The organism is Ktedonospora formicarum, assembly GCF_016587355.1.
Taxonomy (GTDB): Bacteria; Chloroflexota; Ktedonobacteria; order Ktedonobacterales; family Ktedonobacteraceae; genus Ktedonobacter; species Ktedonobacter formicarum.
On record NZ_BNJF01000001.1, the window covers coordinates 3,580,864 to 3,602,656 of the forward strand.

Consider the following 21,793-nt stretch of genomic DNA (forward strand, 5'->3'; position numbering starts at 1 on the left):
CAGTTGCGAAATGTCAATGGAGTCATGGTGGGCGGGTGTGATTCACATTTTTGCAAATCGGTTTGGAAGCGCCTTGCGAGAAAAGGTCATGCGTCCCCAGCGCTTTTGGCCTTCGGTTCTCCCTTTGTGGGGAGTCTGTTGCGCCTTCGCCTTTCCACGCGCCGACAGCAGCAAGATCTCGATAAGCTGTTCCTCCAGCACCTGTTCCAGTTGTGCTCGTCGCCGCTGGCTGCGCTGCACTCGTCGGGCATGATGCTCTTCTCTTTGTCGCTGATGTTGCTGGTCCCAGACTTCTTCCCAGCGGTGATTACACAGGGCATCGCGTAAAGCTAGCAGAGGATTCACGTTGGCGGGCTCCCAATGCATGCCTGCTCGTTTGAGCCGCGCCTGCATGACTCGCTTGTTGGCGCTTTCCACCATGCCTGAGCCAATGGGCCAGCCTTGGGTTTGGAACTCTTGATACTGCATCTGAGGAAGGCGCTTGCCAAAATAACGCACCGCATCGCTGACCGCAGGCAAGGGGCGGTGTTCTTGCCACCACGCCATATGCTTCATGATGCGCTCTGGCCCATGATGTTTGAGCTCATGAAGCATGGCTCTTAGCCAGCCTTTGGGCACATGCTGACCTGCCAATTCCCCTTGTTCGGCGATCCGACCCAGATACTCGGCTGCATGGGCAAAATCTAAAATCCGCACGGCATCGAAGCGATGCCCATCCACAAAGCCTTGAAGCCATTCGGCTCCATCTTGCACCGCACAGACCGCTGCGGCTCTCTCAATGCCTCGCCGTGTGATCTCCACTGATGCCAGGTCGGCAAAGGTGGTTGCATCTGCCAGCCGCGAAAAGCAGGAGTGGTTGATGGTTCGTTTGTCCGTCGCATCTTGATGGCGTGTGTGTGCAGGGAGGACCTCTGCAATGACCACCGTTTTGACTTCTGCCCAACATCCTCCTCGTAGGGGAACCATGGCTCCATCTCCACTCATTGCCAGACGGCAAGCCACAGGCTCTGTGCCTTCCCCGACCAGGGCGCAGGCCGCGCTGGCTTGCTCGGTTTGCATGACCAGGACTCTGGCTCCTGCTTGTAAGGTCTGCCGACGCACCAGCGAGTCGCTGACCTGGATCCCCAACAAGGCATGCAGTTCACTGGCCGCTTCCTCAAAAGGAAGACGGGCTCCCAACCGAACCAGGCTTTGATGGGCATGGGGCATCAAACCTGTTTGAGGCAAGTCCAAGAGCTCATCGAGGGGGAAAAAAGCTGTACCCACAATGAGGGCAGCTCTGATACTCACGAATCAGGGTGACTTCTTGTCCTCCTTGCGTTTGCAGTCGGCGCTCTCGCTTGCCACGCACTTGCATCCGTTTCCCACACTCTGGACAGGCCACCGGCTTACTCCGACCGGTTCCTTGGTCTGCTTGGTTGGCTTGAGCGAGATCCTCGATCATTCTCGCTCGTAGCTCGTTCATCTGTTGGTCAACCGCCTCCTCGATGTCGGCTAAGGTCGCTTGGGGATGGGCAAGCCGCCACTCTTGCATACTCTTGGCTACCTGCTGGCTTCTTTGCTCCCATTGCTGATCGTCCTCTTGCTGCTTCATACCCTCTCCTCTCTTTTCTCTCGCTTGTCTCCTCCTCAGTGTACCATCTTTGTCTTTTTGCAAAAATCTGAATTACACCCATGGTGGGCAGAGTGCCTATATCTGTGTGAGAGATGGTAGACACTCTGCCGCTTCTGACCTTCACTCATTTGAAAGGCCTGGAAGCTGCTGGGAGACGCGCCTAGCCCGTGTTGCGTACGCCAGCGGCGATACCGTTGACGGTAAGTAGAACGGCGTAGGTAAGGCGTGCGCGCTCTTGTTGCTCCGCGCTAGCCTCCGCCTCTTCGTCTTTATCGAGCATGAGGGGGCCTCCGAGAGCACGTAGGCGCTGTAGGAGAGTAACCTGGAAATAGCTCAATGGATCGACATAGGGATTGCGTCGTCGGATCGACTCTTGCAGCACGCGAGAGGTATCCAGCAGATCTTGTCCGCCCACGATACGGACGACGAGAGCACGTGTGCGATCATATTCTTCCTGGATCTGCTTTGAGATGCGTTGGCGGAGGGCTTGATCCTCAACAAGCGAGGCGTAGCGCTGTGCGATATGCATATCCGCTTTGGAGAGCGTCATTTGCAGGTTGTCGAGGAAGGCGCGCAGGAAGGGCCAGCGCTGGTACATCCGTTGAAGCTGTTCCAGGCGTTCGGGATGCTCATCGATGTATGCCTCTAACGCGCTACCAACGCCATACCAGCTTGGGAGCACATAGCGGCTTTGCATCCAGGAGAAGACCCAGGGAATGGCGCGCAGGTCTTCGATAGCACGATTCTTCGTGCGGCGCGCGGGACGCGAGCCAATGTTCAGCCACCCAATCTCTGAGATGGGTGTGGCCTGCTCAAAGAAACTGATGAAGGAAGAATCGCCATAGATGAGAGAGCGATAACGCTCGTGAGCGCTGGCGGAGAGGTCGCGCATGATATCGCGCCACTCCTGAGGAACCTCGTTGTCGTACTCGCCTGGGATACTGGAACGGGCAACACCTGTAACGACCAGTTCCATGTTGCGAATGGCGATATCGTGCAGACCATACTTAAAGGAGAGCATCTCACCCTGCTCAGTAATGCGGATATGCCCGTTCACCGTGCCTGCTGGCTGCCCAAGGATAGCCTCATAGATAGGGCCACCGCCGCGTCCAATGGCACCGCCGCGTCCATGGAAGAGGGTGATTCCAACCTGATGTTCCTTTCCTAGCGCCGCGAGGCGAAGCTGGGCCTCATAGAGCTCCCAGCCGGAGGTCAGGATACCACCGTCCTTGCTACTATCGGAATACCCCAGCATGACCTGCTGCTGGCGCTGGCACTGTTCCAAATAGGCACTATAGGCCGGATGGGTAAAGGCATGCCCTAAAACGTTGGTGCAATTGTGCAGGTCCGCGATGGTTTCAAAGAGTGGCACAATAGGTAAATCGTTGAGACCGAATTCTTTGCAGAAGAATTGAACCTCAAGCAGGTCGCTCAGGCTGCTGGTCATGCTGATAATGTAGCAGCTTACGGCCTTCTTGCCATACTCATCGCGTGCCTGACGAATAGCCTGAAAGGTATGCAGGATATGCCAGGTTTCAGGGCTGAGTTGGAGACCTGGGCGCGTGAGCACACGCGGATCACCGAGCAGATTGTTGAGAATATTCAGGCGCTGCTCCTCATCCAACGCGCGATAATCTTTGCAGAGCCCAGTGGTACTCAACAATTCGGCGAGGGCCTGGGCATGGCGCTCGCTATGCTGGCGCACATCCAGGGAGACGAAATAGAAGCCAAAGACCTCCACCTGACGAATGAGTCGCGTCAGCAGACCATGCGCTAACTCAGTCTCGCCGCCTGCTAGCAGACTATCGCGTACCAGGATAAGATCCGCGAGTAGCTCCTGAGCATTTTGAAAGGCGATAGAAGAAGAGGGTTCTTCATGCCGAGACAAAGGCGCGAACGTCTGTGTATATGGCTCGGTTGATGTAGGAGGAGTCAGGGTCGCGCCCAGGCGCTTCCACATGAAGGAGAGCTTACGACGATAGGGTTCCAGAGTGGTCTGGGGGCCTAGTTCGCGGTCATACTCGGGCAAGAGGTGGGCATCACGTTCGATTGCCGCCTGTAGCTCAGGTGTGATATGAGCATGTGTCAAAGACTGCGAATATTCCTGAGCCAGGAGTTCAATGGTATCGCGATAATGATTGATGATATGCTCACGCTGGAGGCGGAGCGCGGTATGCATTGTATCAGCGCCAACGAAAGGATTGCCGTCCTGGTCACCGCCGATCCATGAACCCAGGCGTAGGAATGGCGGTACATGCAGGGTAGGATAGTGCTCGGCGAGGAGCTCTTCAAACTCAGCGTAGAGATCGGGCAGCGCTTTGTAAAGCACTTCATCCAGATAGTAAATGCCCATTTTGATCTCATCAATGGGTTGCTGGCGAACGCGGCGAATGGCATCGGTACGCCAGAGGAGATCAATAGTGCTCTCCAGACTGCGTTGCCATTGAGCGCGCTGGCGTGGCGTCTTGAGGAGATCGTTATCGCGAGATTCTAGTAAGCCCGCGATGCGGTTAGATTTGGTAATTAAGCTGCGGCGTGTGGCTTCAGTTGGGTGTGCGGTAAAGACTAGCTCAATAGACATCTCATCCAATAGATGCTGAAGCTGATCGGGCGTAATGCCTTTCTCTTGAAAGAAAGCGATCAAAGCCGCCAGTGAACCGCGCTGGGGGTATGGGCGTGATTGGCCTCATGCGCCAGATTGCGGCGGATACGATGATATTGTTCGGCGGTATTGACCAGGTGGAAATAAACAGTAAAAGCACGAATAACGTCAATAGCGGTATCCAGGTCGCATTGTGCGATGATGCGAGCGATCTCTTGATCGAGTTCCTGGGTTTCCGTCAGGAGCCGCGCTTTCTCCTGCTCGTCGTTTGTATGGGTAAGAAGATCGGCGCATTCGCGCAAGCGTTTACAGGAGATGCGTAGCCGTTCGACCGTATCGAACACAGCATGCCCACCATAGCGCTTGATGGCCTGACCTAGTGCATCCCCAAGCGTGCGAATATCATAGCGCAGGGGAGCATCTTTCTCACGGCGCGTTTCTTGTTCTAGCATATGGCACATCTTCCAATTAAAGTTGTTGCGCGGCCTCCATTGCCACAGACTGACTGGCTCTTCGTTGTGCCTCTCCTCATTCTATCATACACAAGACTCCTGTCAGGGCTAGCTATGCTGGCGGCCTTCATCGCAGTTAACCATCCTTGCCCCATTGATTGAGGGCTCGCCGTATTGGCCTGGAAATATGTATAAAGTGTACAGCAGAATTCGGGATTGTATAGATGAAAATGATTTGGTGACGCATATTCTGGTATAGATGTGAATGTTCATTGTGCATATTGCACAATGAACTGGAGCTGAACTTCTCGCAAAATGTCCATTTAGAAAGTAGAGGACGTAATTTATACTAAGATCAGGTAGGCGAAAGGTTACGTTTTTGTGGAAAACGTACAAAGCGTGTATATCAAAGGAGATATGCATTGATAGGAGTAGCCCTTCAGTCACAAGGGTAACTCTGGCTCGGAGACGAGTGGCCTTGAAAGAGGCATAGCTTTCTGGCATATTGGCACAAGGAGCGCATGGAAGCCCGCAAGGGTGATAGTGAAGCAGTGTCTATCCGGCGTTCTTCCTCGGCATGTTGTCAAAGGCGTGTGTATCTGGCGGCTAGCACCGTGCAGTCACATAGCTAGTGTCCCATGAGTAGCATCCATTTGATAGGGGAGTCCTTACAGCGGGACTCCCCTATTTTTTGTCTGGTTGGGAGATGGGTTGGAAAATTGCTTAAAAATGGCACAACTTCATCATCCCCTCATCCGTTTCTATTACGGGAGATTGTATTTATACACGTTTATTTCACGGAGAAGGAGCGATTGCCTTTATTTATGCCTATCCTTCAGGAGTCTATGCTAATAGCGCATGGCATAGAAAAGAAAGTGCGGCCTGCCATTGTGAGACTGGAGTCCTACAATGGAGTGTTTCTGAAGGCTGATATGGTAGAATACGCATTCAGAAGACATCGTATCTTGAGGGAGGCGGGATACGAAAAGGGTTTTGTCGTTACCTCCAGGTCTCCACGTCGCATCCATATGACATGCGTAAGTGGATGGTGTATAATGAAGCCGCTAATGTTAGCTGATTGACGAGGAGCCATGCCGATGAACGGCGACATGATTGGTCATATTATTAGGGATCGCTACAAACTTATTGATGAACGGGGACGAGGCAGTTTTGCCACTGTTTACGTTGCTCGTGACCTCAAGAACAATCATATTTATGCCGTCAAGGTCATGCACCTGGATCTCTCGAGTGACGAAGACCTGCTGGCACGTTTCCAGAGAGAGGCCCACATTCTTTTGCACTTGAATGATCCTCATATTGTGCGTATCTTTGATTACGGCAATGATGGGAACATGCATTATATCGTGATGGATTACATTGATGGTCAGAATTTGAAGTATTATATGATCAATGATGGCCTAATGGATCCAGCCCGCGCGATTGGCTATGCACGCCAGATTGCTGAAGGGCTTTGCACAGCACATAAACAGGGTGTTGTGCATCGCGATATCAAACCGCAAAACATCCTTGTCAATACGGGCAATATTGTGAAGATTACAGATTTCGGATTAGCACGTGGCCGAGAAACGGTTACTCTCACCCAGTCAAATGTCTTTATGGGGACCGCTAACTATATTTCACCTGAGCAGGCTGAAAGCAGCCGTTCGGCGGACACACGTTCTGATCTTTACTCCATCGCGGCTGTCTTATTTGAAATGCTGACCGGTCGTCCCCCTTTCAAGGTGACACTGCCGTCGATATAGTAATCAAGCAGATCAATGATAAGGTGCCTTCCATCTGCCGCCTGCGCCCCGATTTGCCTCAAGAGGCTGACCTCTTTATGCAAAAGTCGCTGGCGAAGAAGCCAGACGATCGTTATCCAACGCCACAGGACTTTATCGCGGCGCTGGACAAATTGTTAGAGCGTTTACAGGTGGGGGGGAATGGCCGTACTCCTGGTCCGGTGCCAGCGCCACCTTCACCTAAAGAGTGGCGGTTGGTTGCGGTTTCCAGTGGGCGAGAGCACACCTTGAGAGGCGACTTGCTTGTGGTGGGGCGACAGGACCCACAACTGCATATATATCCTGATATCGATTTGGAACACAAAACAGTTGGGCGACGGCATGCGTACTTGCGTAAACAGCAGGGAACGTATACGGTAGAGGATCTCAACGCGCTGAATAAGACTCGTCTGAACGGAGAGACTCTCGAGCCGCATGAGGAACATAAGCTAAAAGACGGCGATATTCTCCGTTTTGGCAATGTTGAGGTACGCTTTGAATTACGATAGGCAATGTGTGCATGTTGGCGAGATAGGCCGTGCGCCGCGTCTACGTAACAGTAGGGGTGTCCATATGGACGCCCGACTCAGATCGGGTGGCAGTCGTTCGCGACAGGAGGATTGTCTGGCTCCCAGTAGCGGAGAAACAGTTCCTGCCGCCCCTACGGTCAGAGGGGTGAAGATATGAAAGAAGCCATGCAGATTTTTGTACTAGGGGCTGGTTTGCCCGTATCTATGCCAATACTTGTAATTGCTGGCCTTGTCCTGGCGATTGTTATCTTGATCGCGGCCTTCCTTCTCTTCCGCAGCAGCGGCAAAAAGAAGGCAGAGGCGGCTAATGCTAATGCTAATGATTGGCAAGGCCAGGCTCAGCAGGGAGGCTGGGGACAGCAGCCCCAGCAGCAGCAACAAGGTGCCGCCTGGGGGCAACCTCAGCAGCAGCAGCAACAGGGTGGCTGGGGCGCACAGGGTGGAGATAACAATGCGTGGAACCAGCAGCCCCAGCAGCAGGGAGGCTGGGGACAGCAGCCCCAGCAGCAGCAACAAGGTGCTGCCTGGGGGACTCCTGATGCGGCACAGCAGTCTCAGCAGCAAGCAGGTTGGGGCGCGTCAAGCGCGGCGCAGCAGCCTCAACAGCAGCAACAGCCAAGTGGTTGGGAAGCGACCCAACGAGCGGGTGGTTCCTCACCTCAACAGAGTTGGGACGCGGCTTCTCAGCAGCAACAGCAAGGCGGTTGGGGTGCGCAGAACGGCGATAACAATGCGTGGAATCAGCCCCAGCAGCAGCAACAAGGTGCCGCCTGGGGGGCTCCTGATGCGGCGCAGCAGTCTCAGCAGCAAGCTGGTTGGGGCGCGTCAAACGCGGCGCAACAGCCTCAACAGCAGCAGCAGCCAAGTGGTTGGGAAGCGACCCAGCGAGCGGGTGGTTCCTCACCTCAACAGAGTTGGGACGCGGCTTCTCAGCAGCAACAGCAGGGGAGCTGGGGTGCATCAAGCGCGGCGCAGGCGAACCAGTGGGGCTCTACAGGCGGTAACGGTTCGCAGCCTTCATGGGACGCGCCAGCCGCGACGCAAGAGCCCTGGGGACAGCAGTCCCAGCAGCAGCAGTCTAATCAGCCCTGGGGCGCTCAAGCTCCTCAACAACAGGGACCAGCCTCATTTAGTGGCTCTAACCCCTCCTGGAATCAGCCTCAAGGTGCCTTCGGTGCACAGCCGCAGGCAGGCTTTGGCGCGCAATCGGCTAGTGCTCCCTCCTGGCAACAGGGTGGCGTGAACACACCTGGAATGCAGCAGGATCAGACCATGTTTGCCTCAGACGCTGACAAGACGGTCCTCCGTCCCAATGGGGCACCTGCTGGAGGCGTAGGTCTTGTGAGGGTTGAAGAGGGTAAAGAGCCTGGCCGTATCTACGAGGTGCGGAAGGAGAGCCTGAGCATTGGGCGTAGCCGCGAGAGCGATATCTTCCTGGAAGACCTGGCTGTCTCCCGTCTTCATGCCTCAGTCGTGAATATGGGTAATGGGAACTACGCGTTGAAGGATGAGGGGAGCGCTAACGGTACGAAAGTCAATGGTCAACTGGTCAACAAGTATCAGACATACCAGCTTCAGGAGGGTGATCGCATTCAGCTTGGTCAAACCGTCCTGGTCTTTGGTAGGCGTTAGTCATGCTCCTATTGCGTGATAGGACCAAACGTGATACGTTGTAGTTGTACGCAAATTTAGAGAAGGAACGTGAATACTGCCACGTAGGCACTACGTGTCTACTCCTGAAGAAGTAGCATTAGCCCCTACGTGGCATCTTAATAGCATGGAGCAAGACGATCTCATTGGAACAATGCTTGGCAACTATCGTATTCTCGCCAAGCTTGGGCAGGGAGGTATGGCGCGGGTCTATAAAGGATTCCAGGAGAATCTTGATCGTGAGGTCGCGATTAAGGTACTTCCACCCTGGTATGCCGCTGACCGCAGTTTTGTGGAGCGCTTTAACCTGGAAGCAAAGCTGGTTGCCCGCCTTTCTCATCCCAATATCGTAACAGTGCACGATGCCAGTGAATTCAATGGGCATCTCTACATCGTCATGCAACTGGTAACGGGCGGCACCCTGAAGAATCGCCTGGACGCATTGCAGGGCATGGGGCAGGTTATGGATGCCGTTGAGGCTATCCCAATCTTTACCCAGATTGCCAGCGCGATTTCATACGCTCATGAGCAGGGCATTATCCATCGCGATGTGAAGCCGGTGAATGTGTTGATGGATGCCGAACGACCGATCCTTTCAGATTTCGGAATCGCCAAGGTGGTAGCCGTGACGCAGAGCAATCTGACGCGTCCAGGCGCGGGCGTTGGCACACCTGAGTATATGTCACCAGAGCAGTGTCAGGGGGAGCGGTAGATGGACGTGCCGACATCTATGCTTTGGGGGTAATGCTCTTTGAGGCCCTCACCGGGTATACCCCTTTTCGTGGTGATAACTATCCAGCGCTGGCGCATAGTCATATCTATGAGGCTCCACCACGTCCCACTTCAATTAATCCGGCCATTCCAGCTCCGGTCGAGCATGTCATTCTCACGGCGCTGATGAAGAATCCGCAGCAGCGCTATCAGCGCGCGAGTGATATGGCTGACGCGATGAATCAGGCTTTGAGTGCGGTTGAAGCTGCCTCACGCACGCCCGTCTACCCACCCCCACACACTAGTGCCCCCGCCGCGCCTTTCTATCCTCCGGCGCAGCCTGTTCCCGGATATGTCAATAATCGGCAGTATCCTCAGCCTTCGGCGGCGGAAAATCGCCAGGCTCCTCTCTATCCTTGTCATTATTGTCAGCATCTCAATAAACCAAATATGCGCTTCTGCACTCGCTGTGGTACGCCTATGAATCCGTGCCCCACATGTGGTGCATACAATCCGGCCAATAACCGTTTCTGCTCTACGTGTGGAAAGCCCCTGGCCGTGCCCATGTGATTGGGTCCTCTGCGGAGTGCGAGGGGCTCTGACGTGGATAAAGAGCCTTAGAGTAGCTCTTTATCCTGGTTGGCTCGTAGATTCTCAAGTGTTTTGCGTCGCTCATCGAGCCGTTTATGTTGAAGCATCAGGCGTTGTTGTGGGTCGAGCGCGAGAATAGTGCGGACTCGCTCGACGATAATGCTGGGTTGGGTTGGCTTGGTGATATACTCGATGGCTCCTTGCTCAAAGCCCTGCATCTGGTCTGTTAGATTGACCAGGGCACTCATGACCAGGACTGGAATAGGTGGCTCTGGCTGGTGTGCGTGTAGCCAGCGGAGCACATCCCATCCGGAGACAGGGCGCATTACCAGATCCAGGATAATCAGGTGGGGGCGGAAGCGAGGAATGAGATTGATAGCATCTTGTCCATTGTAGGCTGCCTGGGTTTCAAAGCCATTATGCTGTAAGAAGAAGCAGAGTACCTGTTGTATAGCTGCCTCATCTTCGACGACCAGTATCCTATGTGCGTGGTGAGCCTCATTTTGCATCTTGCTTACCTATTCTCTGCTCTTCGCCGAACAGCTATCGTTGGTGATAATGTGCGTATTTGCTCTGTGATGCGTCTCAGGAATGGAGCTGGTAGTATTGCTTTCCATGCTCGTTCTTCCTGCTCCCGTTTTCTGGCCTCCCACCAATACGAAAAGAGATCGTATTTGCCCCATGCGGTCGAGTTAGCTGCTTAGGGCATAGGTTGGGCGTGAGCGGCGTACAAGCGGGAAGCGTACCTCGGAAATCGTGTATTCGACGATCTCTTCTTCCTCGCCTTGCTTGTCTGTACTGCCATTGGTGAGCCGTGGGAGCGCTTCTCGGCGCAGGCTAAAGCGTCCTCCCAGGTCGCCGATCAGGTTCTGGATAAGCGAGAGTCCTAGACCGTCGCTCAGTTCGCCAGGAGTTTCAGGCTGTTCCTCATGTTCCTTTGATGGTCCTTTGCCTGTGTCGAGTACCTGGATGGCGACGTTTCCGTCTCCCTCTTCAAAACCACGAATGATGATAGTGCCACGGGTCACATCGGCCATGCCGTGCTTAATGGCATTCGAGACCATTTCATTGATGACCAGAGCCAGAATTGTGACCGCGCGTGAGGGGATGACAATAGGGCAGGTCTCGACCTGATATGAGATACGTTTTTCTGGAGGACTCAAATTGGCATTGGCTACCCCGACGATCTTACGCGCGATATCATCGACACGTGCCTCACTGACGTCTTCATGTGCCAGCAGGTCATGTGTGGCTGCAAGCCCCTGGACGCGGTTGACGCTTTCGGAGAGGATGCGGCGTACATCGGATGATTTGGTGCGGCGGCGCTGCAACGAGAGAATGCCTGCGACCGTCGCCAGATTATTTTTGACACGGTGGTGCAGCTCACGCAGCAAGACTGACTTAAGTTCCAGTCCGTGGCGGGTCTCTTCGTACAAACGCGCGTTCTCAATGGCGATAGCAGCCTCGTTGGCGAAGGTTACGACCAGTTGCATCTGTTCCGGGCTGAGCAGATGGCGATGGCTGCTGTAGATGCAGATACAGCCAAGCACCTTTTGCTTCACCTTGAGCGGGACACAGAGAACTGAGTGGATCTCCGAGGAGAGCGTGGGATCATCGTGAATGAAGCAATGCTCATCCGCGTGGAAGCAGTCAACCGCCATGCTCGGGCGTCCCGTCTGTACGGTTCGTCCAGCGCAACACTGCCCTACCCCTATTTGCAGGTGAGCTGCCTGTTCTGGGTTGAGACCATAGTGCGCCAGGACGTGAAGACGTCGCCGGTCGGGATCAAGTTCGAAGATGCAAGAACGCTCGGCTCCCGAGAGATGAACGGCCTGTGTGGTAATAATCTGGAGCACCTCGTTCAGGTTGAGCGTTGAGGCAATGATATAGGAGACGCGGTGAATGGTGGCTAGTTCGTGTACCTTGCGTCGCAATTGCTCGTCTGTTTGCTCATAGAGGCGTCCATTCTCGATATTGATTGCCACAATGCCCGCGATGACTTCGACGAAGTTCATCTCATCACGGGTGAATTCACGTGGCTTGCTTGATTGAACGCTGATGACGCCGATGAGGCGCTCGGCGGTGCCGAAAAAGATAATTGGTAGAGCCATCAAGCCCTGGTATGGTGTGCTATAGGCGCGCGCTTCTGAGGCGAAATTGGGATCACTCAGCGCGTCATTGACGAGGAGAGGACGCCCCTTATCGGCAACCCAGCCGCTGTAGCCTTCGCTGAGGCGGAGGATAAAATGCATACCGCCGAGAGGGCGTGGCCCGTTAGTGGCGCGCAATGTTAAGACACGCTGAAGCTCATCGTAGAAGAAGATGGAGCAGAGCTCAACATCGAGTTCTTCCGCGATAACCTGGGCAGTGTTTTCAAGCGTCTGATCCAGATCCATCGCCGAATTGCTGAAGCCATTGATGCGTTGAAGTGCCAGCAGGCGATGTTCAAGCTCCTGAGTCAGGTTATTGCTTTTGAGTGCTTGTTGCTCAACGACATGCTGGTAACCACGCGTCAGCGCGAGTGCGCTGCTAGAGTGGAGTTGATGGAAGCGCCCAAGAGTTGAGACAAGCTCCCCTGGCCTATCGTGGAAGATATGCTGGAGTTCGGTTGTCGTGGCGCTCGCAAATTTCTGAAGCTCTTGTAGTCTGATATCAAGCTTCTCATCACGCTTGACAAGCTCACTTCCCTCACGCTCAAAGTGTGCTGTCAGGGCTGCTTCGTCAACGCATTCCACGTTGGTGAATGCCTGGAAGAGTTGCCAGGCGTCGTTCTTCACCTCTCCCCTCTGATCACCATCCCATGCATATTGAAGACTCATTCTCAGGCGGGGTAAGTGCGGTGCCAATATCTGCTCTACATTTGGGCCTTGTGTCACGTTAATGTCCCTAGATTGCGCTACTCAACTTATGAAGTGATAAGATGTATGGATTGATCATTCATTGTCAATGCATGTATTGTAAAGGGGCTACCTATGAGTGTCAAGTAGAGAGCTCGCTAGAGCCTGGGAACGTTAGGTAATTCAGCCTTGCCAATACTCCCACTTGCTTGTATTGACGTTTACTAATATAGTTGCGACTCGTTTATGTTGATAAATAGGCTTTCATATATGGGCTCCGCCTATTGAGAGGAATATATTTATTATGAGATGTGTTAATTGTGGCTTTCCCGTCTCGCCTTCACGCACGACCTGCCCACGCTGTGGCGCGGAGGTGAATAAAGGAAGCGATGGAAGGGCTGGCATGCCGCAACAGGCAGGCTGGTCACCAGTGGCAGGTGACCAGGGAAGCCAGGGAAGCTGGAACTCGCCTGGTAGACAGGATGGTTATCCTGGTCAGATGAATCCCTCCTCCTTTGGCGCGAGTCAGCAGCCCTTTGGGGGGAGCGCGCGACCCTCTTACCCGCCATCCATGGCCCCGTCCGGTTTCCAATCCGCTGATTATGGCAATGGAGCGAGGCCTGCGATGGGTGGAGGACCTGGACGCCCACCCTCGCGTTCTCCACGCCTGGCTTTTACTGTTGCGGGCCTCTGTGTATTTGCGGGCGCTATTATTCTGATACTGGTCTTTATCCTGACCTCGGCGCTACCATCAAATTCAGCCAATAATCAGGCGCAGCAGCCGACCGCGACCAGTGCTCCTCAGCAGACGCCAACCGATGCCACGCCAACCGCTGATCCAACGGAAGAGGAGACGGCGACCCCGACGGCGACCCCGACCGAGACTGCTAACTATCCCGCTTCCCAGTATATTGATAAGGCGCAAATGGCGAACGCGTTAGATGAGAAGACGGCGAAAGTGACCCAACCAGGCGATAAGTTCAAGGTGGGGGACAAGATATATGTTGCTTTCGCGTTGCACCCTGGTAAGAGTGGAACCGTGTGCCTGTCGTGGTACATGAATTCGGCGAAGTTCTCTGATTATGAATTTGATTCAGATGGGACCGCACTTCCAGCTTACTCATATTCCATTACACATGCCACGGGTCCGGGGTATGTTGAAATTTACTGGGCCAGTTCCAAGTCCTGTAGTGATAAGCAACTCGCTCAGAAGGTGAAATTTACTGTCAGTTAGGTGCTTGGGGGCTTATAATGGCTCATATAAAGAGGGGCAGGCGTGTTAGCACCTGCCCCTCTTTATATGCTTAGACATGTTGGGTATCGGTTTCGGCGTCCAGGCGCGTTGCGTTAAGGATACGCTCAAGTGTGCCACGTTCATGCTCATTGATGGGTTGGAGAGGCATGCGTGGTCTGCCACCGTAGCCATTGAGCAGTTCCAGAGCCACTTTCAGGCCGGGAACGCCGTAGGTTGTGGTGATGGCTGTATTAGCGGGGATCAGGCGTGCCTGGAGAGTGCGAGCTTCCTCAATCTGCCCGGCCTCGAAGAGCGCTTGCACAAGGCAGACCTCATGCGGAAAAAGATTCGCCAGGGCGGCAACGGTGCCGAACGCTCCTATCGCCAGTGAGGGCAGCAAGAAACTGGCGCTGCCCGCGAAGACACGGAAATTCGGCGCGGTCTTTGAGACAATATAGGCTATCTTCGCGACATTGCCGCTGCTCTCCTTAAGCCCAACAACATTTGGATGCTCGGCGAGTGTGCAGATTAGCTCTGCGCTCAGATCAAGGTTGGCTGCGTTGGCGGGCATATTGTACAGCAGGATAGGGATCGGGCTGCTCTCGGCAATGGCTCGGTAGTGAGCCAGAAGCGCCTGAGAATCCATTTGGCTGCGAAAATAGAAAGGGGGAAGGATGAGCGCGATATTGGCTCCGCAGCTAGCTGCTGCCTGGCAATGAGCTATCGTTGTGCGTGTACCCTGGTCGCCACAGCCTACGATGAGGGGCATGCTATCCTCACTATCGCCAGTCACTTCCTTTGCCGCTCGGACGAGATGTGAGCGCTCCTCAGGTGTAACATGGACGGATTCACCATTGCTTCCCAAGAGGACATAGCCTGCGATGCCGCTCTCTTGCAAGTTTTGCATATGAAGTTGAAGAGTCGCGATATCCAGGTTCTCCTGCTCATCAAAGAATGTGGGGAGAGGAGGATACACGCCGCCGGATAAAATATATTGCATGTTGGACCTCCTGTTTCTGTCGATGTGCATGTGTTACGTAAATACTTTCATAATGGGCATTATAGCATACACAGCAATCTGGCCTTACAAGCGGCATGGAGGTATTAGTTTCTCATTATCGTCCCAGCCCTAGAATCAGGATTCCGGCGATAACCGCTAATACAATTGCGATGCTGATCCAGAGCATGCGTTGTGTCTCCATATGTCGGCGCATGGCGGCAACACGATAGTTCTCGGCGGGACACCATTGCGCCTGTGCGCAGTAGGGACAGAGGGGGAAGAGCTCATAAGGTGGGCAGAGTCCATCGTTTCTAGTACGCGAATTGCTATAGGTATATGCTCCAATCTCATTGCGGATCTGCTCGCTTTCGAAGATGGCATGGCAGTGGCTACAGCGTAGCAAGAGATATTCAGACCAATCGCCTGCATGGCATTTAGGGCAGGAGGTGGGCAAACCGCTTGTATGCGCGTTCCATGTATGGTGGCAGCGGTGACAGTGGAACTGTTTGTCTGAGGGGCGATGTGGAGCTACGCCACGCAACAGTCCTTGCTCAACCAGGGACTGCGCTTCTTTGGAGGAGAGTGTATAGTTCATATCACCCAGATCTACTGCGAGCGTCTCGCCAGTACGAAAAGTGGGGAAGGCGTAGTGGCGCTGGCGGTCTCTGCGAGCGCGTGGCGTTATCTCCTGTTTGCTTGACTTAGATGGACCTGCAGTTCCGCGTACTCCACTGGTTGTAGTCGTGGAGGTGGTGCTGTACTTGCGCAGGGCGTCATAGTCTTTGCGCTCCTCTGGATCGTTGAGCACTTGGTAGGCTTCAAGGATCTCGCTCATGTGGGTATTGGCATCTGCGCTCTTATTGCGGTCAGGATGATATTGGAGCGCGAGCCGCTTAAAGGCGGCCTTGATCTCAGCCTGAGTTGCAGTATGCGTTATTCCCAGGATGGTATAATAATCTTTCGTCGGCTGCATAAATGTTGGCGTTCCGTTCCGTCGAGTTCAAGCCTGGCAGAGGCGGGCCGCGAATACAATTATCGAACATAGTTCGATTTATGAACTATGTTCGGGTTTTAATGATACGCTCAGATGAGCGAATCTTACTCTACATGTTATAACGGAGCAGGCTCGAAAAGGTTGTACAGCGTTGGCGAGCCAAAGCATCGCATCTGCTTGTCTGGCAGCACACTATGAAGGTTGGATACGATACCAATAACGGTAGAGTTCGCTAAAGCCGAGCTTCGCGTAGAGGTGCTGCGCGGCCTGGTTGCCTCCGACTAATTGTAAGAATGTGCTGGTCGCGCCTCGTGTACTGGCCTGGGCCAGCATACCATTGATGAGGCGTGTGGCATAACCTTTCCGCCTCTGCGCTGAGGCCGTCACAATGTCGAAGATGCCACAGTATTCATGCTCCACCACACCCAGACCGCATGCCACGGGCGTTTCGTCTTCATAGAGGACCGCGTAAAGAGTTGGGAAAGCGATACGCTCTAATATCGCTCGATGAGGCTGATGAGCTTCAAGGTTGACATTGCTGAGATGGCAGAAGAGAGGGAGCCATTCTGAGAGCGTGAGTAGGCGTAGCTCTGAGGACGCTGCTTCCTGGGCTGGTTCGAGTGTGCGGTGTAAGACATGAGTCAGGTCTCGCTCCTGGTAGCCTTGCTGAGCGAGTAGGGTATCAAGTTCTGCGCTATCCTTGACGAAAGAGGGTAGGCGGAAGATTGTTGGTAGATCTTGGTGCGCATAGAAGCGCACACAGGTAGCGATCTTCTCTCGCGCGGGAAGTGTCGAGGGATAGAGCGGTGTAATGGAATTGGCTCTCTTGGTATAACCCTCGGAGGCGCGCATGACCCAACCATCAAATAGAAACTGCTGGCGCGCGGGCCAGCTATTGAGAGTAGCCTCTTCAATGCGTCGTGCGAACATGTAAGGACTCCATATTAATCTCTTGAAGCCAGAGTAGTCGGGCTTCGGAGCAAGATAAGCAGCAAAGAGAGGGTAAGCCACATGGACCTACCCTCTCGCCCCAACACCAGGGGAGCCTAAGTTATCCTTAATTGCTTGCTGTGCGATTCGCCCACTCCTCGCGGACATTGACGAAGTCACTGGCGGTCTGGTGCGTGTTCTCGGGCTGGACGCGCCAGATGCGAGGAAGTACGAACTCCCAGCGCTCAAGCAAGTTCTGAGTGTGACTGCTGTGCGTTTTGCGCGCGTGCCAGTCGACGACAGTTCGTAGTGCCTCACTCTCCTGTACATCTTCGACGCGTGAGAGTTGGGCTCCTGCCACGTTACAGCGCGCAGGGAAGTTGCCATCCATATCGAGTACATAGGCTACACCGGAGGACATGCCAGCGGCGAAGTTCTGCCCGGTCTCACCGAGAACGACGACCATGCCGCCAGTCATATACTCGCAGGCATGATCTCCTACACCCTCAACCACCGCCAGGGCTCCACTGTTGCGAACCGCGAAGCGCTCGCCAGCCTGACCAGCGGCGAAGAGTTGTCCGCCAGTCGCGCCATAGAGGACGGTGTTGCCGAGAATGGTGTTGGTATGGGCCTCGTACGCGGCTTCAGCCGGAGGCTGAATCACGATTTGCCCTCCTGTCATGCTCTTGCCTACGTAATCGTTGGCCTCGCCATGCAGGATGAGGCGCAAGCCAGGCATACAAAACGCGCCAAAACTCTGTCCCGCCGCACCGTGGAAGGTGCTGGTAATACTATTGTTCTTCAGGCCCTCATTGCCGTAGCGCCGCGCGATCTCGCCTGACAGGGCCGCTCCAACGGAGCGATCATAGTTGGCGATGGTGTGCTGGGTCAGGACACTGCTCTCGCCATTCAGTGCCGCTCCAACCTCTTCTATCAGCGTGCGCTCGACGTTGGAGGGCTCCGCTGCCGTACGCTTGCCTGGATCAGAGCGAACAGGAAGCGAAACGAGCAGGCCAGAGAGATCAATAGCGGCCTCTTCTGAGGCTTCGAGAAGTTCCGCGTGGCCAATCAGATCCTCAAAGCGCGCGATGCCAAGCTCGGCCATGAATTCGCGCACCTCTTCCGCGACCAGAGTCAGAAAATTGACCAGGAATTGTGGGCGACCTGTAAATTTGGCCTTCAGGTCCTCGCGCTGGGTAGCAATGCCTGCGGGACAGGTGTTGAGATGACACTGACGCGCCATGTCACAGCCCAGCGTGACCAGGGCTGCCGTGCCAAAGCCAAATTCTTCCGCGCCTAGCAGCGCGCCAACAATGACGTCTCGTCCGGTCTTGAAGCCACCATCCACGCGTACCTTGATACGCTGGCGCAGTCCATTGCGCACAAGTACCTGCTGTGCCTCAGCCAGTCCTAATTCCCATGGCATGCCAGCATGCTTGATAGACTGAAGCGGAGAGGCACCTGTGCCGCCATCGTTACCACTGATGAGCACATAGTCGGCATGACCCTTGGCAACGCCTGCCGCGATAGTGCCAACGCCCAGGCAAGAGACAAGTTTGACGCCCACGCGAGCCTCAGGATTGACCTGGTGCAGGTCGTAGATCAATTGCGCGATATCCTCAATGCTGTAGATGTCATGATGTGGTGGCGGTGAGATGAGTGAGACACCAGGAGCGGTATGGCGCAGCCGAGCGATAAAAGGCGTCACTTTTCCTGGTGGGAGCTGTCCACCTTCGCCGGGCTTGGAGCCCTGTGCCATCTTAATCTCGATCTCCTGCGCGCGCACAAGATAATCAGTGGTTACGCCGAAGCGCGCCGAGGCAACCTGTTTGATCTTGCTGCTGACTGGGTAACCATCCAGTGTCTCCTGATACCAGGCCGGGTCCTCGCCACCTTCACCTGTATTGTTGCGACCATTGATGCTATTCATGGCGGCGGCAATAGTACGATGGGTTTCGGCATTCAACGCACCTACCGACATCGCGGAGACAACGAAGCGTGCGCGAATTGACTCCATCGACTCAACCTCTTCCAGAGGAATAGGCTGGCGAGCAACAAAGCGTAACTGGTCGCGCAGGTTGGTGGAGGGACGTTTGTAGACCATGCCAGTGTATTGACGATAATCCTCAGTTGAGCCGCTCTGCGCCGCCTTTTGCAGCGCACGGACCAGCAGCGGATTATAGGCGTGGTATTCGGCGTCGCGGCGGAAACGATAGCGTCCCACATCAACCAGCTTGCGTCTGCGAGCCGGGGCGGAAGCAACAGCGGTCTCGCGCTCTTCGCGCAGCTTTGCGCTCTGCTTGCGGATTTCCTCTTCCACGCGTGCGAAGGTTACCTGCCCTTTGTGGAGCGCGGAGCCGGTGAAGCAGCGCTCCACGATCTCGGGGGAGAGACCAAGAATTTCAAACTGACCCGCGCCAATGATGTTGCGCAGGGTTGTGATGCCCATGCGCGCCATGATCTTGCACAAGCCATCCTCAATCGCGTGTCGATAATGGTCTACCGCCGCAGTGGGGGTGATATGCTCCAGGCGGCGGTCACCTGCCAGGGCTCGTACACTTGCTAGAGCTATGGTAGGGATCACTGCCTCAGCGCCATAGCCTAGCAGAACGGCGATCTGATGCACATCGCAGACCGTGCCTGTCTCGCAGATAAGCGAGGTCCTCGCGCGTAGTCCCTGGCGAATCAGTGTGTTATGGATCGCGCCAATCGCAAGTGGCATCGGAATCGGTGGTTGCTCCAGCGAGGCGTTTGTGTCGCTCAGGATCAGGAGTGAAGTACCATCTTGAACGGCTGTAATCGCTTCGGACTCCAGGCGACCAAGGGTTGCCTCCAGGGTGGGGCCTAGCAGGGTTGAGAGTGTGACAGATTGGAGACGGCTACGCTCGCTATCTCGTAAGACCTCCAGTTGGTGTTCCGTAAGCACTGGTGTATGCAGGTAGAGTTGGCGAGCGTGTTCTGGCGTCTCAGTAAGTAAGCTCTGGTGGGTACCCAGATAGCTACCCAGGGACATTACGATGCGCTCGCGCAGGGGGTCAATAGGTGGGTTAGTGACCTGGGCGAAGCGCTGGCGGAAGTAGTCAGAGAAGGTTGGCGAGACATGTGAGAGGGCCGCGAGCGGCGCATCATCTCCCATGCTCCAGGTTGGCTCTTTGCTCTCAGCCAATATGGGACGGAGCACCATCTCCACATCTTCATGGGTATAGCCATAGATCTGCTGGCGCGAGAAGAGGTCATCCTGTTCAAGCACCTCGGGCTCGGGTGCCTCACCTTCCAGGTCAGAGAAGTAGAGCAGGTTTTCACGCAACCATTGCTGATAGGGCTGGCGCTGAGCCAGATTTTCTTTGACCTCGGTATTGTGCAGGATTGTATGTGTTACGAGGTCCGCTGCGATCATTTCGCCAGGTCCCAGGCGACCTTTCTCAAGGACATTGCGTGGATCACAGGGAATCACGCCTGCCTCCGAGGCGACGATAAGCATACCATCGCGGGTGAGAGTATAGCGTGCCGGACGTAAGCCATTGCGGTCAAGCGCTGCTCCGACGATGCGTCCATCACTGAAGACCAGGGCGGCGGGTCCGTCCCACGGCTCGGTCAGCATTTCGTGATATTGGCACCAGGCGCGCTGAGCCTCATCAAGCTCTGTATCCTGCTCCCAGGCTGGGGGAACGAGCATTTGCATACTATGCAGCAGATCTCGCCCAGAATGGGTGAGTAGTTCGAGCGCGTTATCAAGCTGAGCTGAATCGCTACCGCTGGCAGCGATGACAGGCAACAGGTCAACCAGGCGTTCGTCCCATAGAGGGGACTCCAGGCTCCGCTCGCGTGCTCTCATCCAGTTATGATTGCCTTGCACAGTATTGACTTCGCCATTATGTGCGAGCAGGCGGAAAGGCTGTGCCAGGGGCCATGCTGGAAGCGTATTGGTGCTATAGCGCTGGTGGAAGACTGCCAGCGCGCTCTCATAGCGGGGATTGCTCAGGTCAAGGTAGAAGCTTGCGAGTTGATTGGGAGCTAGCAGTCCCTTATAGATGATAGTTTGATGCGAGAGGGACGCGATATAGCAATCGGAGAGATGCTCCTGACCCAGGCGATGTTCGATCAAGCGCCTCGCGTGATATAGGGCTCGTTCGTAGGATGAGAGATCGAGGCTCTCTGGTCGCGCAACCAGCACTTGCTCAATTGAAGGGGCGGTAGCGCGGGCGCGAGCACCCAGAATGGTATAGTCAATAGGTGGAGTACGCCAGGCGAGCACCGGGAGGTTGACCTCCTGTAGGGTCTGCATGATGATCTGGCGGCTGCGCTCGTAATCTTGGGGCGCATTCTCCTGTCGTGGGAGAAAGAGCATACCCACAGCAAGGTCTTGAATGATGGAGGAATCAATCTGCTGCCGTTCTAGCTCGGCGTGAAAGATGGAGAGAGGAATTTGTGTGAGAATGCCTGATCCATCGTTCGTTTCGGCCTCGGCGTCCTGGGCGCCCCGGTGGGTAAGGTGTGTCAGGGCTTCAAGGGCTGAACGCACAAGGGTATGACTGGGTTTGCCTGAAAGGTTGGCGAGAAAGCCAGTGCCACATGCATCATGTTCCCAGCGAGGATCGTAGAGCGGATACGCGTTCGTGTGTTGGGCGGTGTGTGTGTGCCGCATGCAGTGTCCTCCCAAATAGATAGTCACGGTCTAAGAGGGGTCTGGGCACCTGCGTTGGAGCCTCTTGTAACCAATACTCTAACAATGAGTATTGTAATCATTGCGTTGGAGCGCGTACGGGTTCCCTGTTGGGGAAATGGTCTAGTATTGTAGGCGAAGGTTGGATCATATGCAAGGCTCTTGCTTGCGGGATGACTACATCGAAGCGCGAGCAACATAGC

The 21,793-nt window shown here is 54.8% G+C and carries 16 protein-coding genes; 6 read left to right on the forward strand and 10 right to left on the reverse strand.

Annotated elements, in window-relative coordinates; translation table 11 throughout:
• Window positions 1–42 precede the first annotated feature (42 nt).
• From K3T82_RS15400 to K3T82_RS49095, 4 genes are all read right to left on the reverse strand, one after another.
• Window positions 43–1,227 (reverse strand): ISKra4 family transposase, encoded by a 1,185-nt coding sequence (locus K3T82_RS15400; protein ID WP_220194322.1) that lies wholly within the window; start codon window positions 1,225–1,227, stop codon window positions 43–45.
• 10 nt (window positions 1,228–1,237) lie between these two features.
• Window positions 1,238–1,594 carry a hypothetical protein gene (locus K3T82_RS15405; RefSeq protein WP_220194323.1) on the reverse strand — a complete coding sequence of 119 codons (357 nt, stop codon included), beginning with the start codon at window positions 1,592–1,594 and terminating at the stop codon, window positions 1,238–1,240.
• 181 nt (window positions 1,595–1,775) lie between these two features.
• Window positions 1,776–4,259: a phosphoenolpyruvate carboxylase gene (ppc, locus tag K3T82_RS15410; protein ID WP_220194324.1), complete on the reverse strand. Its 2,484-nt coding sequence runs from the start codon at window positions 4,257–4,259 to the stop codon at window positions 1,776–1,778.
• Window positions 4,256–4,669 carry a phosphoenolpyruvate carboxylase gene (locus tag K3T82_RS49095; protein WP_220194325.1) on the reverse strand — a complete coding sequence of 138 codons (414 nt, stop codon included), beginning with the start codon at window positions 4,667–4,669 and terminating at the stop codon, window positions 4,256–4,258. The genes ppc and K3T82_RS49095 overlap by 4 nt, the downstream gene beginning before the upstream one ends.
• A 1,097-nt stretch (window positions 4,670–5,766) precedes the next feature.
• On the opposite strand from K3T82_RS49095, the gene K3T82_RS15420 reads away from it, so the two are divergent.
• The 5 genes from K3T82_RS15420 to K3T82_RS15440 all read left to right on the forward strand — a co-directional run bounded on the left by K3T82_RS15420 (window position 5,767) and on the right by K3T82_RS15440 (window position 9,911).
• Entirely contained in the window at window positions 5,767–6,432 is a 666-nt protein-coding gene (locus K3T82_RS15420; protein WP_220194326.1) for a serine/threonine protein kinase, read from the forward strand.
• A gap of 23 nt (window positions 6,433–6,455) precedes the next feature.
• The gene (locus K3T82_RS15425) at window positions 6,456–6,959 is read left to right on the forward strand and encodes an FHA domain-containing protein (RefSeq protein ID WP_220194327.1); all 504 of its coding nucleotides are present in this window, start codon (window positions 6,456–6,458) and stop codon (window positions 6,957–6,959) included.
• Between the two features lie 174 nt (window positions 6,960–7,133).
• A complete protein-coding gene (locus K3T82_RS15430) occupies window positions 7,134–8,612 on the forward strand; it encodes an FHA domain-containing protein (RefSeq protein ID WP_220194328.1) in 1,479 nt (492 codons plus the stop codon).
• Window positions 8,613–8,757: 145 nt separating this feature from the next.
• Complete coding sequence (locus tag K3T82_RS15435; RefSeq protein ID WP_220194329.1) at window positions 8,758–9,342, forward strand: serine/threonine-protein kinase; 585 nt, start codon at window positions 8,758–8,760, stop codon at window positions 9,340–9,342.
• A complete protein-coding gene (locus tag K3T82_RS15440) occupies window positions 9,324–9,911 on the forward strand; it encodes a zinc ribbon domain-containing protein (protein ID WP_220194330.1) in 588 nt (195 codons plus the stop codon). Before K3T82_RS15435 ends, K3T82_RS15440 begins: the two co-directional genes overlap by 19 nt.
• A gap of 47 nt (window positions 9,912–9,958) precedes the next feature.
• On the opposite strand, the gene K3T82_RS15445 is transcribed toward K3T82_RS15440, so the two are convergent.
• Both K3T82_RS15445 and K3T82_RS15450 read right to left on the reverse strand, forming a co-directional pair.
• Window positions 9,959–10,441, reverse strand: coding sequence for a response regulator transcription factor (locus K3T82_RS15445; protein WP_220194331.1), 483 nt, complete (start codon window positions 10,439–10,441; stop codon window positions 9,959–9,961).
• 183 nt (window positions 10,442–10,624) lie between these two features.
• Window positions 10,625–12,808 carry a sensor histidine kinase gene (locus K3T82_RS15450; RefSeq protein WP_220194332.1) on the reverse strand — a complete coding sequence of 728 codons (2,184 nt, stop codon included), beginning with the start codon at window positions 12,806–12,808 and terminating at the stop codon, window positions 10,625–10,627.
• Window positions 12,809–13,073: 265 nt separating this feature from the next.
• Here K3T82_RS15450 and K3T82_RS15455 point away from each other — a divergent pair, with 265 nt between their 5' ends.
• Window positions 13,074–14,003, forward strand: a complete 930-nt coding sequence (locus tag K3T82_RS15455; RefSeq protein WP_220194333.1) for an OadG family protein — start codon at window positions 13,074–13,076, stop codon at window positions 14,001–14,003.
• 70 nt (window positions 14,004–14,073) lie between these two features.
• On the opposite strand, the gene K3T82_RS15460 is transcribed toward K3T82_RS15455, so the two are convergent.
• The 4 genes from K3T82_RS15460 to gltB form a co-directional block, all read right to left on the reverse strand.
• On the reverse strand, window positions 14,074–15,003 hold the full coding sequence (locus K3T82_RS15460) for a dihydrodipicolinate synthase family protein (protein ID WP_220194334.1): 930 nt from the start codon (window positions 15,001–15,003) through the stop codon (window positions 14,074–14,076).
• 115 nt (window positions 15,004–15,118) lie between these two features.
• Window positions 15,119–15,976 carry a DnaJ domain-containing protein gene (locus K3T82_RS49595; RefSeq protein ID WP_220194335.1) on the reverse strand — a complete coding sequence of 286 codons (858 nt, stop codon included), beginning with the start codon at window positions 15,974–15,976 and terminating at the stop codon, window positions 15,119–15,121.
• Window positions 15,977–16,189: 213 nt separating this feature from the next.
• Window positions 16,190–16,927: a GNAT family N-acetyltransferase gene (locus tag K3T82_RS15470; protein ID WP_220194336.1), complete on the reverse strand. Its 738-nt coding sequence runs from the start codon at window positions 16,925–16,927 to the stop codon at window positions 16,190–16,192.
• Window positions 16,928–17,054: 127 nt separating this feature from the next.
• Window positions 17,055–21,572 carry a glutamate synthase large subunit gene (gene gltB / locus K3T82_RS15475; RefSeq protein ID WP_220194337.1) on the reverse strand — a complete coding sequence of 1,506 codons (4,518 nt, stop codon included), beginning with the start codon at window positions 21,570–21,572 and terminating at the stop codon, window positions 17,055–17,057.
• Window positions 21,573–21,793: the final 221 nt, after the last annotated feature.